This is a genomic window from Bacillus sp. JHAA (assembly GCF_036961585.1).
Taxonomy (GTDB): Bacteria; Bacillota; Bacilli; order Bacillales; family Bacillaceae; genus Bacillus; species Bacillus velezensis.
Genome location: NZ_JBAMDE010000004.1, coordinates 80,215 through 93,530, shown reverse-complemented (window position 1 = coordinate 93,530; position 13,316 = coordinate 80,215). Strand labels below are relative to the sequence as shown.

Genomic DNA, 13,316 nt, shown 5'->3' with positions numbered 1-13,316 from the left:
CTTTTCTTTATTTATGAAGATTTTCCTCGCACCGGTCAACGCGCTTGTCAGGCAACCTCCCGAAGAAAATAACCGTTAAAAAACCTTGACACCGTCATGTGAAATCAAGATAATAGACCAGTCACTATATTTTAAATTTGTCAAAAATCAGTAAGGTGGGAACATTATGAGCTATGGAGATTCTCGTGAAAAAATCCTCGCCGCGGCAACCAGGCTGTTTCAGCTTCAGGGGTATTACGGCACGGGGCTGAATCAGATTATTAAAGAAAGCGGTGCGCCGAAAGGTTCTCTTTACTATCATTTTCCGGACGGCAAAGAGCAGCTCGCCATTGAGGCTGTCAATGAAATGAGCCATTATATCCGTATGAAAATAAAAGAAAGCCTTGATGCCCATCCTGATCCTGCGGAAAGCATTCAAGCGTTTTTACAGGACTTATCAAGCCAATTCACATGTCCGGAGAACTTTGAAGGGTTTCCTGTCGGTTTACTGGCTGCCGAGACTGCTTTAAAGAGCGAAAAGCTCCAGCAGGCCTGTCAAAGCGCTTATCAGGAATGGGAGAATCTGTTCGCGGGCAAATTGAGATCAGCCGGTTTTTCTGATGAGAAAGCGGCGGAAATCAGCACTGTTTTAAATGCCATGATAGAAGGCGGCATCATTGTGTCCTTAGCCAAAAAAGACAAAATGCCGATCCTCCATATTTCTAAACAAATCCCGAACCTGCTGAAGACATAAAATACGAGAGACATGTACGTATAGAAAGAGAGGAGAATGATTTTGGAAAACGCTCAGCCTTCCAAACAATATAAAGTCATGCCGATCATGATTTCTTTACTGACGGCAGGGTTTATCGGCATGTTCAGTGAAACGGCGCTGAATATCGCCCTGACTGACCTGATGAAGGAGTTACATATCACTCCTGCGACCGTCCAGTGGCTGACGACGGGCTATCTGCTCGTTCTCGGTATTCTTGTCCCGGTATCGGGTCTGCTTTTGCAATGGTTTACGACGAGACAGCTGTTTATCGTTTCACTTGCTTTTTCCATTATCGGCACGCTGATTGCAGCGCTTGCGCCGAGCTTTCCGTTTCTTTTGGCGGCGAGAATCGTGCAGGCTTTAGGAACCGGGCTGCTGCTGCCGCTGATGTTTAATACAATCCTCGTCATCTTTCCGCCGCATAAGCGCGGAGCGGCGATGGGGACGATCGGGCTTGTCATCATGTTCGCTCCTGCGATCGGTCCGACATTTTCAGGGCTCGTGTTAGAGCATTTGAACTGGCATTGGATTTTCTGGATTTCCCTGCCGTTTCTTGTGTTGGCTCTTTTATTCGGCATCGCCTACATGCAGAACGTGTCTGACATTACAAAACCGAAAATTGACGTGCTTTCCATTATTCTGTCTACGATCGGGTTTGGCGGCATCGTCTTCGGATTCAGCAATGCGGGCGAAGGATCAGACGGCTGGTCAAGCCCGACGGTTATCGGTTCGCTCACTGTCGGTGCGATCGCGCTCATCTTATTTTCCATCAGGCAGCTGACAATGAAGCAGCCGATGATGAATCTGCGCGCTTTCCGCTATCCGATGTTTGTTCTCGGTGTCGTGATTGTGTTTATCTGTATGATGGTTATCTTATCGACAATGCTTCTATTGCCAATGTATTTACAAAGCGGACTGATGCTGACGGCGTTTACGTCCGGGCTCATCCTGTTGCCGGGCGGTATTTTAAACGGCTTTATGTCTCCGGTGACGGGGCGCCTGTTTGACAAATACGGACCGAAGTGGCTTGTCATTCCCGGGTTTGTCATCACGGCCGCCGTACTTTGGTTTTTCTCAAACATTACCGGCACTTCAACGGCCATTCTCATCGTCGTGCTCCACACATGCCTGATGATCGGCATTTCCATGATCATGATGCCGGCGCAAACGAATGGCTTAAACCAGCTGCCGCCGGAATTTTACCCGGACGGAACGGCCATTATGAATACGCTCCAGCAGATGGCCGGCGCAATCGGCACTGCGGTGGCGGTCAGCATCATGGCAGCCGGGCAGAAGAATTATATGAGCACCGTGAAAAACCCGAATGATCCTTCCGCATACTCTCACGCGCTGATTGCGGGCGTCCAGCACGCCTTTATCTTCGCGATGATTGTCGCCGCTATCGGTTTGATCAGCGCCTTCTTTATGAAACGGGTCAAAGTGAATCACTCATAAGAAAACAGCAGGCTCCCCGTGAGTCTGCTGTTTTTTTATATACCGCGCGCTTCAGCCAGTTCATCAATCGCATAGATCAGATCGTCAGCCGTGTTATAGAAATGAGGCGCCAGCCGGATGATATGTCCGCTGGGTGCGCATACGATGTTTTTCCGCCTCAACAGCGCAGCCGTTTCCGCCGCTTTTTCATCCCGTATGGAAATCATGCCGGGTCTGTCATCGGCAGACGGAGGCCCTGTGAGGTGCAACCCTTTTTCAGAAGCGTATTCATACGCAAATGTGCTGAGTTTTTTTACTTCCCGGTGAATGCGGTCTGTGCCGGCATCATTTAATAGAGATAATGCCGCCTGTGCCGCATATATGCTGATAAATGCCGGGGTTCCGGTCTCAAAGCGTTTGGCTCCGTCCGCATAAGAAAAACGGGTTAAATCCAGCATCGACGCCCGCTGCTGCCCGAACCATCCGGTGACTTTCGGCTTCAGCCGTTCGGCAAGTTCCTTTCTGACATAAAGAAACGCCGTTCCCGGTATGCCGAGCATATACTTTCTCGCACCCGCGGCCAGCATATCAACTCCCCATTCTTTTACATCAATCGGGATGTGCCCCGCTGATTGATAAGCATCGACAAAAAGAAGCGATCCCTTCTTTGCGGATATCTCGGCAATGCGCTTCATATCCTGGACAAAACCGGACGTATAGGACACATGGGGCACACAGGTGAAAAGCGTCTGTTCCGATATGTACGTCTCATACCGCTCTAACGGGATCATTCCATCTTCAGACGGCACGACTGAAAGCTCCATCTCAGTCTGTGCCTTCAAAATGTGGGCGATCGCCGGAAAATCCAATTCCGTATACACCGCCTGTTTCTTTCGGCAATCCGGTAAAGCAGAAACGGCGGCAGAGACAGCAGCCGTTACTGAAGGTAAAACGGCGATTTCTTCAGGATGGGCGCCGATCAATTTCGCAAATTCACACCTTGCCCGCTCCGTTCGTCCAATGGCTTCTTCCCAGTTTCCGCCATGCTGAAGCAGGCTTTCCTGATAGTCATTGATCGCTTTTGAAACCGGCAGGGCAAGAGCGCTTTGAGAGCAGCTGGCGAGCATCGTATGTGTGCGGAGCGCCGGAAATAAAGATCGGTATTGCACCAGAGGCGAGTTCAAGACGTGTTTCCCCCTTCGGCAGGAATATATGTCCATTATAGAGTATGGTAAAAAGAAAAGGAGGGTTTTATATGGAGAAAAAAGTATTGCTGACAGGCTTTGACCCCTTCGGCGGGGAAACGGTCAATCCTTCATGGGAAGCGGTCAAACGGCTGAATGGTGCCGCTGATGGCCCTGCCTCTATCGTATCTGAACAAGTGCCGACCGTTTTTTATAAGTCTCTTGCCGTGCTGCGCGAGGCGATCAAAAAGCATCAGCCTGACATTATCATCTGTGTCGGACAGGCAGGCGGCAGAATGCAGATCACGCCGGAACGGGTCGCGATCAATCTCAATGAGGCGCGCATACCGGATAACGAAGGAAACCAGCCTGTCGGGGAAAACATTTCTCAAGACGGTCCCGCGGCCTATTGGACCGGCCTTCCGATCAAACGGATCGTTGAGGAAATCAAAAAGGAAGGCATTCCCGCGGCTGTATCCTACACGGCGGGGACGTTTGTATGCAATCATCTCTTTTACGGGCTGATGGATGAAATCAGCCGCCATCATCCGCACATCCGCGGCGGGTTTATACACATCCCGTACATTCCGGAGCAAACCTTGCAGAAGTCTGCGCCGAGCCTCAGCCTGGATCTCGTGACAAAAGCGCTCAAAATCGCCGCGGTGACCGCCGCGGCGCATGAGGACGATACTGAGACCGGCGGAGGCGAACTTCACTAAGCTGCAGACGGCGCCTCGGCCCATTTCTTCCGGTAAACGATGCGGGACAGCGTCACACTGATTTCATAGAGGACGAGCAGCGGAATCATGACGAGAAAGTCAGACATAAAATCCGGAGGCGTAATCAGCACCGAGACGACGATCAGCACAAAATACGAAAGCTTCCGCGCCTTTGCCAGCCGGGTTGGATTCACGATTCCGAGCCGTGTCAGAAACATGACGGCCAGAGGCATTTCAAACAAAAATCCGAACGGCAATGTAAGATTCAGCATAAAGGTAAAATACTTGTCCGCCGTAAATACCATGTCAAAATGGCCGGCGGATAATTGTGTTAAAAAGCCGAGCACAATCGGAAACAGCACAAAATACCCGAAGGAAATTCCGATAATAAACAAAACCGAAAGCCCCGGAATGTAAAGCAAAGCGGCGCGGCGTTCAAACGGGGTCAAAGCCGGCGCCGTAAAACGCCAGAGCTGAAAAGCGGCAACCGGAATCGTTGCCGTAAGGGCGCATATTCCCGCAATCATCATATACACCCATAAAATCTCACTCGGCCCTAAAACGGCCAGCCTGCCATCCAAATCCTTGATCAGCCAGTCATAAATATCCTGCACAAACCAGCAGGCGCCGATAAAAAACACGAGAAAGGCGATAACGGTTTTAATGAGACGCTGCCGAATCTCCTCTAAATGCCCGATCAAGTGGGTTTCTTTTTTATCCAATCGTACATCCTCCTTATAGAGAAAGAGGCAGAAGCGGATTCGTCTGCCCCCATGTCAGGATTCAGCCTGCCGTTTTGTCTTTCTCAGCCGTCTGCTTGTCCGGCTCTTCATTTGAGACCAGTGTTTTTGCGGCGCTTTTAAATTCAAGCAGCGTGCGGCCGGCGGCACGGCCGATTTCCGGAAGCTTTGAAGGCCCGAAAATGATGAGAGCGATGACGAAGATCAGGATCAACCCGGGAATGCCGATATTAGAAAACATGAGTGTGCCTCCTTATTGTGAGATTTTGGCCCGTTTCTTTCTCATTTGCTTTTCATGCGCATTGTTATGGGCGAAGAAACGATCCTCTTCCACCTCTTTTGACTGCTTTACACCGCCTGCAACCGCAGCTTGAGAGACCTTCCGAATCCCCGTCTGGTCTTTCTGATAAATGAATGAAGCCCGCGTGGATACCTCAGCCCCCGGCTCCGTCACGTACGGCACCACTCTGTAATCCGCTCTCCATTGGGCAGGGGTCACCGTACAGCGGACATAGCCGCGGTAATCGTTGAAAAACTTAATATGCGGGTTTTGTTTTAAGATCTGATCCGTATCGGCCCGTTTATCCGCCCCGTTTCCTCCAGATGTAATGGAGGTCCCGACGAATTCGGCTCCGAAAATCTTTGAATTCGTTTGATTAAAATCGGTATGCAGGTTTGACGCCCAGCTTGCGTGAACATCACCCGTCAGCACGATGACATTGTTCAGGTTTTTGCTTTTTATAAAATTGATGACCCGCTCCCGCTGAGCCGGGTAGCCGTCCCATGAATCCATGCTGTATATCGGATTGGCGGTTGTTCCGAAATTCCATTGCGCGAAAAAGATTTGCTGCGCCAGCACATTCCACTTCGCTTTTGAGGCGGCTAAATTTCCGAAGAGCCATTGCTCCTGTTCTGTCCCCATCAATGTACGCTTCGGATCACTCCACTCATCAGAAGGCGGCTTATTCCCGTCGCCGTTGGCCTGATCATCTCTGTACTGTCTTGTATCAAGCACATTGAACGATGCTAAATTGCCATAAGAAAATTGCCTGTACAGCCGCATATCAGGACCGTTCGGCAATGACATTCGCCTGAGCGGCATGTGTTCATAATAAGCCTGGTAAGCTGCGGCCCTCCTGAGCACAAACGCTTCAACGGATTGGCCTTTTTCAGGGATAACATTGGCATAATTGTTTTCCACCTCATGATCGTCCCACGTCACGACCCACGGAAATGCGGCGTGGGCGGCTTTCAGATTGGCATCAGAGCGGTATTGGGCATGACGGTTGCGGTAATCTGACAGTGTATACACTTCAGCGCTGCTGTGCGTCCTGACATTTCCCGTTTTTGACACATATTCGTTCGGTCCGTATTCATAAATGTAATCTCCGAGATGGAATACGAGATCAAGCTTTTCCTTCGCCATATGTTTATATGCCGTATAATAGCCGTGTTCATACTGCTGGCATGAGGCAAATGCAAACGTCATGGCGGATACGTCAGCGCCGGGAGCGGGCAGCGTTTTCGTCCGGCCGACGGGACTGAGCTCATGCCCGCTTTTAAACCGGTAATAGTACACTTTATTGGGCTTGAGCCCGTCCGCCTCGACATGGACGGAGTGTCCGAGATTCGGCTTGGCCATTTCCGTTCCGCGTTTGACGATGTGACGAAAATGTTCATCAGCGGCGATTTCCCATTTTACCGGCACGGCCTGCTTCGGCATGCCGCCCCCATTCAGCGGGTCAGGGGCAAGACGCGTCCAGAGAATGACGCTGTCAGACAGCGGGTCGCCGGAAGCTACGCCGAGGGTGAACGGATAGTTTGAAAATTTCGGAGCGGCATTCACTTCAAACGCGCCGATGGATTGCGCGATCGCTAACCCGAGGGAAAGACCGGCGATTTTACCGGCGCCCTGTATAAATGCGCGGCGGTCAAACGTATTGTTCTGAAAGCTTTTGTTCTCCAATTCCTTGATCCATTCATCTAAACGGCCGTCATGTGTCATGTCAGTTCCCCTTTCGTCTCATTGATCGCCCTTATTATAAAAAAGAAATGTTAAACCGCTATGAAGAACTGTGAAGGGTTTGTAAGGCTGAAAAATGGACGGCGGGAGACATTTTTCACATTGTTTCGACAAACCTTGCCCCGCCGGGAGAAAACCCCCTCTGTTTCTTTTTGGCTTGTCATCCGTCAAGCGAACTTTTTTCCTGTTTTTCTTCACAAAAAATTAAAAAAACACCGTTCATTCTCAGAACGGTGCGCCCGGGATTAAAATGTATTGTACACGTTTTCGCACGTTTCACCTGTCGGCTGATAGAAGCAGTGGGATTTGAATCTCGCGACAAACGGCTGATCATACCAAGTCGGCGGGCAGTTTCCCGGCGGCTTAAAATACCACAAACTGAACTTAGCCGGCCAAAACCGTTCTCCGTTAATCGTCCGGCGGGCAAGCCTCCGCTCGGATTCACGCGGTCTCTGGTAAAAGTATCCGTGAGTCACCGCTTCAAACGCGTGCGGCTGAAACACCATCTGCCTGATGGTGCGCAGGCCTTTAAAATCAGAACAATTCGCCCGCACCCGATTGATTCCCACATTGCCGACCAAAAGCATTCCCTGCTTCCCTTCGCCTTCCGCTTCCGCCCTGAGCAGCCTTGCCATTAGATCCAGATCGGCGCTCGACGCTTTTACGACTGCCATCATGACACCTCCCGTATTTTCTCCCTTCATCATATTCAGCCGCGGCCCAGTGATGACAGACAAAAGCCAGAAAACAAATGTTCACGAAAAAAGGGTTTATATTTCACGTTATGAGGAAACATACTAACATGATTTCCATAAGGAGGAATTCGCATGGAACACATTAAAGCGCTTGCCATTAAAGGCATTATGACCATCATTATTCTGTATCTGATACTCGGCTTAGGTTTTCGCTTTACATTCGGCGACGTGCTGCTGATGACCATTGTGCTGGGAGCCGTTTCTTACTTTACGGGCGACCTGTACGTGCTTCCGAGATGGAATAATATCACGGCGGCATCCGCTGATTTCGGAATCGCGTTTCTTGTTGTCTGGCTGATGGGAATGCCGCTGTCCATGGGCATTTCCGGAGGAAGACTGGCGTTTGCCGCTCTTATTTCCGCCGTCATCATCGCCGTCGGAGAATATTTTTTCCATATCTATCTGATGAGAAAAGACTTGGGCGGGTCCCGTTTTTTAGAACCCCGGTCCGAATAACGTAAAAAAGGCCGGATAAAAGCCCCTTTAAAGGGGGCTTTTTATTTGTAAAGTATAAACGCTTTATACATCTTGATATAACTGATAAACCCTTTTCAGCCTTTCTTCGAGCTGTTCAAAATGAACAAAGCGGGCTTCTCTCAGAAACTCAGTCCCATCAATGAACAAAAGAAGCACGGGAACAGTGAAGACTGAAAATCTGCCGGCCACCTCTTCTACCTCGTCAGCATTGATATGCCCCAATTTGATATTCGGAAACTGATCCAATACTTTTCTGAGCTGCGGCAGAACAGCGTGACATACTGTACAGGCGGGTCTTGAAATGTAGATAAAACTGAATTGATGCTGCTTAATAAAATTCTCGATAGAATCTAATGAATGTAAGTCTGTCAGCTCTTTCATCAAAATCCTCCTTCAAATCGGCTCGTCTTTCATGACCAAGCTCATCAATACTCGTACATTCACTATACACATTTATATTGATCATATCCGCTTTTTTGATATTCAGAGCACCTGAACGTTTTGCTTAAAAAATAAAAGAACAGTTACCGCTTTTCAGTAACTGTTCTTAGATACTTATATTAAAAATGCAAAGCGTACGCCCCTGAACCGATGAGTGCAACTCCGATGGAGACTGCAATCAGCACCAAGTTATATTCAAAACCGCCGGCACCGTTGGCAAATCCTTTCGCTCCATGGACTTTTACGATGGCACCTAACATAATAATCGTTATAATAGCAGCTCCGAGCGGGAGGAAAACACCTAAAATAAATAGAATTCCGCTTGCGAGTTCCCCGAGACCTGATAAAGCGGCCGCGGCATTGCCTGGTTTAACTCCAATTGACTCGAACCATTGTCCGGTTCCTTTAATTCCGTATCCGCCAAACCAGCCGAATAATTTTTGTGATCCATAAAACAGAAACACCACACCAATCATGATTCGAATAAGTAATAGTCCTGCATCTTCCATTTTTATCTCTCCTTATTTTTCATATTATATGATGTCTGCAAGGCAGCTGTTTACCAACAGTCGCTTCCAGCAAACATCTGTTAAATGTATGTCTTGTTATTTTTCTTCATGCTTCACGTTCATCTATCAATCAATCTAATTCTCTCACTTCAAACGGCAGCAGCCCTTGTTCAATTTGTGCCCGGTGCGGTTCATACTGCTCAGGGAGCATCAGTTTTCCGCCCATTGTTTCTTGTGACTCATCATGGGCAAAGCCAGGCGGATCAGTTGCGATCTCAAATAAGATTTCCCCATGTTCTCTGAAGTAAACCGCATTAAAATAGTTTCTATCCTGAACAGGAGTCACACCATATCCGTGCGCAGCAATGAACCTTTGCCAATCTAATTGATCTTCGTCATCCTGAGCCCGCCAAGCGATGTGATGGACCGTGCCGACACCCATTTGCCCGCGGCCGATAGGCGTTAATTTAAGATCAATCACATTTCCGATATCACCGGCAGAACGATAACGAACGAAGTCGCCTTCTTTACCGACTCGCTCAAGTCCCATGATGTTTTCCAGCAGTTTACCTGTTTTTTCAGGCTGTGCTGATAACAGGGTCGCACCGCCAAAGCCTTTAATGGCAACATCCGGGGTTACGTCTCCGAACGTCCACGTATTGGCTTCTCCTTCTTCTCTTTCCACGATTTCTAAGTGCAGACCGTGCGGGTCATCAAATTCTATATACTGTTCTCCAAAACGCTCAATTTTTGTGTATGGAATGTTGAACTTTTCAAGTCTCTTTTCCCAAAACGCCACGGCACCCTTCGGCACGGCGTAAGATGTCACGCCAACCTGTCCGTCTCCAATGATGCCTTGGCGGGCGCCCGCCCATGGAAAGAATGTGATGATTGTTCCCGGCTTCCCGCCTTCATCCCCAAAATAAAGGTGATACGTACCCGGATCATCAAAATTGACCGTTTGCTTGACCAATCGCAGCCCCAGCACTCCAGCGTAGAAATCAGCATTCTCTTGAGGGTGACCGACAATCGCCGTAATATGATGGATGCCCATCGTTTTTTTCGCCATTTTTATTCGCTCCTTTACAAATAGTTAAATATACTCCACAAACTCATTCACAGGCTTTCGGTAGCCGCGCGGCCTTCTGCTTTCTATTTTTTCTTTCCCGATTGTAATCATCATGACGACCTCAAATTGATCATCTATATTCAAAATCTGTTTCACGGCTTCAGCATCAAACCCTATCATCGGACAGGTGTCCCAGCCTTTTTCCTTAGCACTCAGCATAAACATCATCGCAGAAAGTGAAGCATTTCTTATCGCCTCATCTCTCTTAAATGGTTCTCCCCTGTTTTCATAAAACGAAACGGTGTCTTGAACCATGTGATCATACTCTTGTTTATTTAATACCCCCAGCATCTTCAATCCTTCATAGATGTCAGCCGCTTGCTGATATGCCTGCTTATCCCCTAAAACCAAAAGAACAGCTGATGAGCTAAACACTTTATATTGTCCGTTTGCGGCCTGCTTCAGCTTTTCTTTTACATCCGGGTCAAGAACCGTCACATATTTTGTGTGCTGCAAATTAAAAGCTGATGGAGCCAACGCAACCAATTCAAACATTTCGTTGAGTTCATCTCTTGTGATTGGATGTTCTGGAAGAAAATTGCTTGCAGATCTTCTTTCATTCACTAGCTGTACAAATTCAGCCATTTCTCTCGTACCCCCTTTATCTCGAATTCGAGATATTATAGTATAAAAAACCAAATAACATATGATCAAAAAACGAAACGTTCTCTTCACTGATCTTTTCGTGATTCAAACGATCAGCAGGTTCTTATCCTGCACTCTAATTAAATTATCTTGAATTAAAAAATCTTGAATTCGAGATAATAATAAAAGATAAATACTCAAATGTCAACAGTTCTTTTTTTAATTCAGCCCCATTTTGTCTGTGTACTGTTTAGCCCTGCTCCAACTTTTTTTCTGTCACCTTATTTATTAGTAAACAGGAAAAAACCTTGCTATAGACCCACTCGAAACTGAATTGGTACGATAAGCAAAGTGATTACACAAGAAAGGATACGGAGAGCGAATCAAAAGCGCCTCTATTTTTTTGTGCAGTTTTATAGGAGGAAAAAATGACAAGTGAAAGAGAACAAATAAGCAAAAAAGTTGCTTTGATTGCATTGATAGCCAATCTGATCTTAATGGCAGGAAAGATCTTTTTTGGACTGATAGGCGATAGTGAAGCAGTTTTTGCCGACGGTATACATTCTGCAGCGGATGTCGTGGCTTCAATTGCTGTCCTGGCCGTCATCGGCATTTCTAATAAGCCGCCCGATCAAGACCATCCTTTCGGGCATGGCAAAGCTGAGGTCATCAGCGAAGCGATTGTAGGAATCATATTAGTGCTCGTTTCCGTGTATATTCTGATAGAAGCGATTTCGTCCTTTGTTGAAGGTCCAAGCATCCCGCAATACAGCGCATTGTTTGCGGCTCTGATATCCTACGCGGCTAAGCAGATCTTATATCGTTATTCGATCAAACAAGGGGAAAAATGGAACAGTAAAGCGATTATAGCGATTGCATACGATCATAAAGGCGATATCGTTGCCTCTCTTGCCGCTTTTATCGGCGTCCTATTGGCGATTATCGGGAACACACGCGGATGGTCCTATCTGTTGTACGCCGATGCAATTGCCAGTGTCATCGTGGCGTACCTCATTTTTAAGATTTCAATGGAATTAATCAGGCCGTCTGTTGACGTTCTCATGGAAAAAAGTGTTGATCCCGAACTGATAGAGGAATATAAAGCCGTTATTTTGCACTGCCCTCAAGTCAAACGGCTCGATAAAATCCGAGCAAGAGAACACGGCCACTATAAATTGCTTGATGTCCGGTTATCTTTGGATCATGATTTGACGATTAAGCAGGGACACGATATTGCCCGCGAAATCCGAAATGAAATCCAAAGACACTTTTCAGATGTTGAAGAAGTGCTCATCCATGTGAATCCTTATTTTGAAGAATGAAAAAGCAGCTTGTAGAGAAAACGATGTTTTTTCTGCAAGCTTTTTTGTTTTGTGCTGTTTCTTTACATATTCATTTGATTTCAGGTGCAGAAAAAGCACTCCCACATGCCTAGCTTTGCTTGGCTGGGTATGTGGCAATCTTCAACATCATTTTGAATAAGGTCAGCGGATCAAGTGAGGGGCGGTCTTTATTTTCGTTGCAGTAAGGCTTGACCTTTTCAACAATGAAAGAGAAGTCTATGTATTTATCAATTTTTCGAAGAAGGTGATCCTCTTCGACGAGTTGGTCAAACAGAACGAATTCGGCTCTGTTTTGAGAAAAATTTCTTGTGTGGAACATGAGAAAGAAACCGTTTTTTTCAGTCTTTCTTTTATTTTATGACAAGGGAAAAATAAAGGCTGTCGAGATTTTCTCGACAGCATGAAGGCCGGATAACGGCCTTTTTCGTTTGATTTCACTGATCAATATGCTTTCTGATAAAATGCAGCAGCGTGTTTCCTTGAGCGGTCAATATGACGCCCTTCGCGCCGCACTTCGGACAGGGCGTCCCTTCCTTCTCCTCGCCGGTTCCTTCACAATGCGGACACGTGAGCTCAAGATCGTCGGTTGCGATCACCATGAATATCCCTCCTTTTTTGATTGTCTGCCCGTCTCCAGTCACTTTCCATGGCCATCACCTCCTTAACAATACAAAAAAACCCCGTCCATCAAAGGACGAGGTTTTCGCGGTGCCACCTTTATTAACGGCTGATAAGCCATTCTCTCAAAAAGTACAGAAACACACGGTTTCAATACTCCTTTCTTGATAACGGGGAAAGAATCCCGGCACCGCCTACTGTCATTTCAGCGCAGCAATTCAGAAGCCCATTCGGCACCGGACGGGGATCGGTTCACAGCGGCCACCGACTCTCTGAACCCCGCGCGCTGATGCGTACTTACTCTTCCTCAGCATTGTTCATCCGTTCTTTTATTTTAAAATGTATCATACGCTGTCATCCGGCGGAAGTCAATAACCTTTCGGATCGGTCAGGCCGAGCATGTCCCGCGCCATTTGCATATGCTCCTCTTGCCCCGTCTGAAGCGCGAACTTCGCCGTTTCCACAGGGTAAGCGGCCTGCCATTCTGTCACATGCTGATTTTCGTTTACAAAAATATGCGGAGGGTGCAAGCCATGGATCAGCGCGGAAAAAATCAAGCCAGTACGAGCTGTCATTTATCCACGTTTGCCATCTTTTCCAATGCC

General features: G+C 47.5%; 15 protein-coding genes, 2 pseudogenes and 1 other annotated feature. Of the genes and pseudogenes, 5 read left to right on the top strand and 12 right to left on the bottom strand.

Annotated features, from left to right (window positions below; genetic code table 11):
- Positions 1 to 166 precede the first annotated feature (166 nt).
- Complete coding sequence (locus V7728_RS10690; RefSeq protein ID WP_007409030.1) at positions 167 to 733, top strand: TetR/AcrR family transcriptional regulator; 567 nt, start codon at positions 167 to 169, stop codon at positions 731 to 733.
- Positions 734 to 769: 36 nt separating this feature from the next.
- Positions 770 to 2,209 (top strand): lincomycin efflux MFS transporter Lmr(B), encoded by a 1,440-nt coding sequence (gene lmr(B) / locus V7728_RS10685; protein ID WP_038455963.1) that lies wholly within the window; start codon positions 770 to 772, stop codon positions 2,207 to 2,209.
- Positions 2,210 to 2,244: 35 nt separating this feature from the next.
- On the opposite strand, the gene V7728_RS10680 is transcribed toward lmr(B), so the two are convergent.
- The gene (locus V7728_RS10680) at positions 2,245 to 3,372 is read right to left on the bottom strand and encodes an aminotransferase class V-fold PLP-dependent enzyme (protein ID WP_082998932.1); all 1,128 of its coding nucleotides are present in this window, start codon (positions 3,370 to 3,372) and stop codon (positions 2,245 to 2,247) included.
- A 71-nt stretch (positions 3,373 to 3,443) separates the two neighbouring features.
- Between V7728_RS10680 and pcp the strand changes: the two genes are divergently transcribed.
- Entirely contained in the window at positions 3,444 to 4,091 is a 648-nt protein-coding gene (gene pcp, locus V7728_RS10675; protein ID WP_082998931.1) for a pyroglutamyl-peptidase I, read from the top strand.
- On the opposite strand, the gene tatC is transcribed toward pcp, so the two are convergent.
- From tatC to V7728_RS10655, 4 genes are all read right to left on the bottom strand, one after another.
- The gene (gene tatC, locus V7728_RS10670) at positions 4,088 to 4,813 is read right to left on the bottom strand and encodes a twin-arginine translocase subunit TatC (RefSeq protein WP_038456868.1); all 726 of its coding nucleotides are present in this window, start codon (positions 4,811 to 4,813) and stop codon (positions 4,088 to 4,090) included. The two genes, pcp and tatC, sit on opposite strands and share 4 nt — an antisense overlap.
- A 61-nt stretch (positions 4,814 to 4,874) precedes the next feature.
- A complete protein-coding gene (locus V7728_RS10665) occupies positions 4,875 to 5,072 on the bottom strand; it encodes a twin-arginine translocase TatA/TatE family subunit (protein WP_003156681.1) in 198 nt (65 codons plus the stop codon).
- Positions 5,073 to 5,084: 12 nt separating this feature from the next.
- Positions 5,085 to 6,836 carry an alkaline phosphatase D family protein gene (locus V7728_RS10660; protein WP_099566368.1) on the bottom strand — a complete coding sequence of 584 codons (1,752 nt, stop codon included), beginning with the start codon at positions 6,834 to 6,836 and terminating at the stop codon, positions 5,085 to 5,087.
- A gap of 263 nt (positions 6,837 to 7,099) precedes the next feature.
- Positions 7,100 to 7,528 carry a cell wall hydrolase gene (locus tag V7728_RS10655; RefSeq protein ID WP_011996267.1) on the bottom strand — a complete coding sequence of 143 codons (429 nt, stop codon included), beginning with the start codon at positions 7,526 to 7,528 and terminating at the stop codon, positions 7,100 to 7,102.
- A gap of 153 nt (positions 7,529 to 7,681) precedes the next feature.
- On the opposite strand from V7728_RS10655, the gene V7728_RS10650 reads away from it, so the two are divergent.
- Positions 7,682 to 8,065: a DUF2512 family protein gene (locus V7728_RS10650; protein ID WP_003156684.1), complete on the top strand. Its 384-nt coding sequence runs from the start codon at positions 7,682 to 7,684 to the stop codon at positions 8,063 to 8,065.
- A 63-nt stretch (positions 8,066 to 8,128) separates the two neighbouring features.
- Here the strand turns inward: V7728_RS10650 and V7728_RS10645 are convergent, their stop codons facing one another.
- The 4 genes from V7728_RS10645 to V7728_RS10630 all read right to left on the bottom strand — a co-directional run bounded on the left by V7728_RS10645 (position 8,129) and on the right by V7728_RS10630 (position 10,750).
- Entirely contained in the window at positions 8,129 to 8,467 is a 339-nt protein-coding gene (locus tag V7728_RS10645) for a thioredoxin family protein (RefSeq protein WP_011996266.1), read from the bottom strand.
- Between the two features lie 179 nt (positions 8,468 to 8,646).
- Positions 8,647 to 9,036 (bottom strand): DoxX family protein, encoded by a 390-nt coding sequence (locus V7728_RS10640; RefSeq protein WP_007609195.1) that lies wholly within the window; start codon positions 9,034 to 9,036, stop codon positions 8,647 to 8,649.
- Positions 9,037 to 9,166: 130 nt separating this feature from the next.
- Positions 9,167 to 10,105, bottom strand: a complete 939-nt coding sequence (locus tag V7728_RS10635) for a ring-cleaving dioxygenase (RefSeq protein WP_064115788.1) — start codon at positions 10,103 to 10,105, stop codon at positions 9,167 to 9,169.
- Between the two features lie 24 nt (positions 10,106 to 10,129).
- On the bottom strand, positions 10,130 to 10,750 hold the full coding sequence (locus tag V7728_RS10630; protein ID WP_011996264.1) for a nitroreductase family protein: 621 nt from the start codon (positions 10,748 to 10,750) through the stop codon (positions 10,130 to 10,132).
- Positions 10,751 to 11,178: 428 nt separating this feature from the next.
- On the opposite strand from V7728_RS10630, the gene V7728_RS10625 reads away from it, so the two are divergent.
- Positions 11,179 to 12,072 (top strand): cation diffusion facilitator family transporter, encoded by an 894-nt coding sequence (locus V7728_RS10625; RefSeq protein ID WP_015239086.1) that lies wholly within the window; start codon positions 11,179 to 11,181, stop codon positions 12,070 to 12,072.
- A 145-nt stretch (positions 12,073 to 12,217) separates the two neighbouring features.
- Here V7728_RS10625 and V7728_RS10620 read toward each other — a convergent pair.
- From V7728_RS10620 to V7728_RS10610, 3 genes and pseudogenes are all read right to left on the bottom strand, one after another.
- A pseudogene (locus tag V7728_RS10620) lies at positions 12,218 to 12,412 on the bottom strand (IS5/IS1182 family transposase); the annotation flags it as partial.
- A 115-nt stretch (positions 12,413 to 12,527) separates the two neighbouring features.
- The gene (locus V7728_RS10615; RefSeq protein ID WP_007409016.1) at positions 12,528 to 12,692 is read right to left on the bottom strand and encodes a tryptophan RNA-binding attenuator protein inhibitory protein; all 165 of its coding nucleotides are present in this window, start codon (positions 12,690 to 12,692) and stop codon (positions 12,528 to 12,530) included.
- 88 nt (positions 12,693 to 12,780) lie between these two features.
- Positions 12,781 to 13,031: a binding site (T-box leader), on the bottom strand.
- Positions 13,032 to 13,079: 48 nt separating this feature from the next.
- A pseudogene (locus tag V7728_RS10610) lies at positions 13,080 to 13,311 on the bottom strand (hypothetical protein); the annotation flags it as partial.
- Between the last annotated feature and the right edge of the window lie 5 nt (positions 13,312 to 13,316).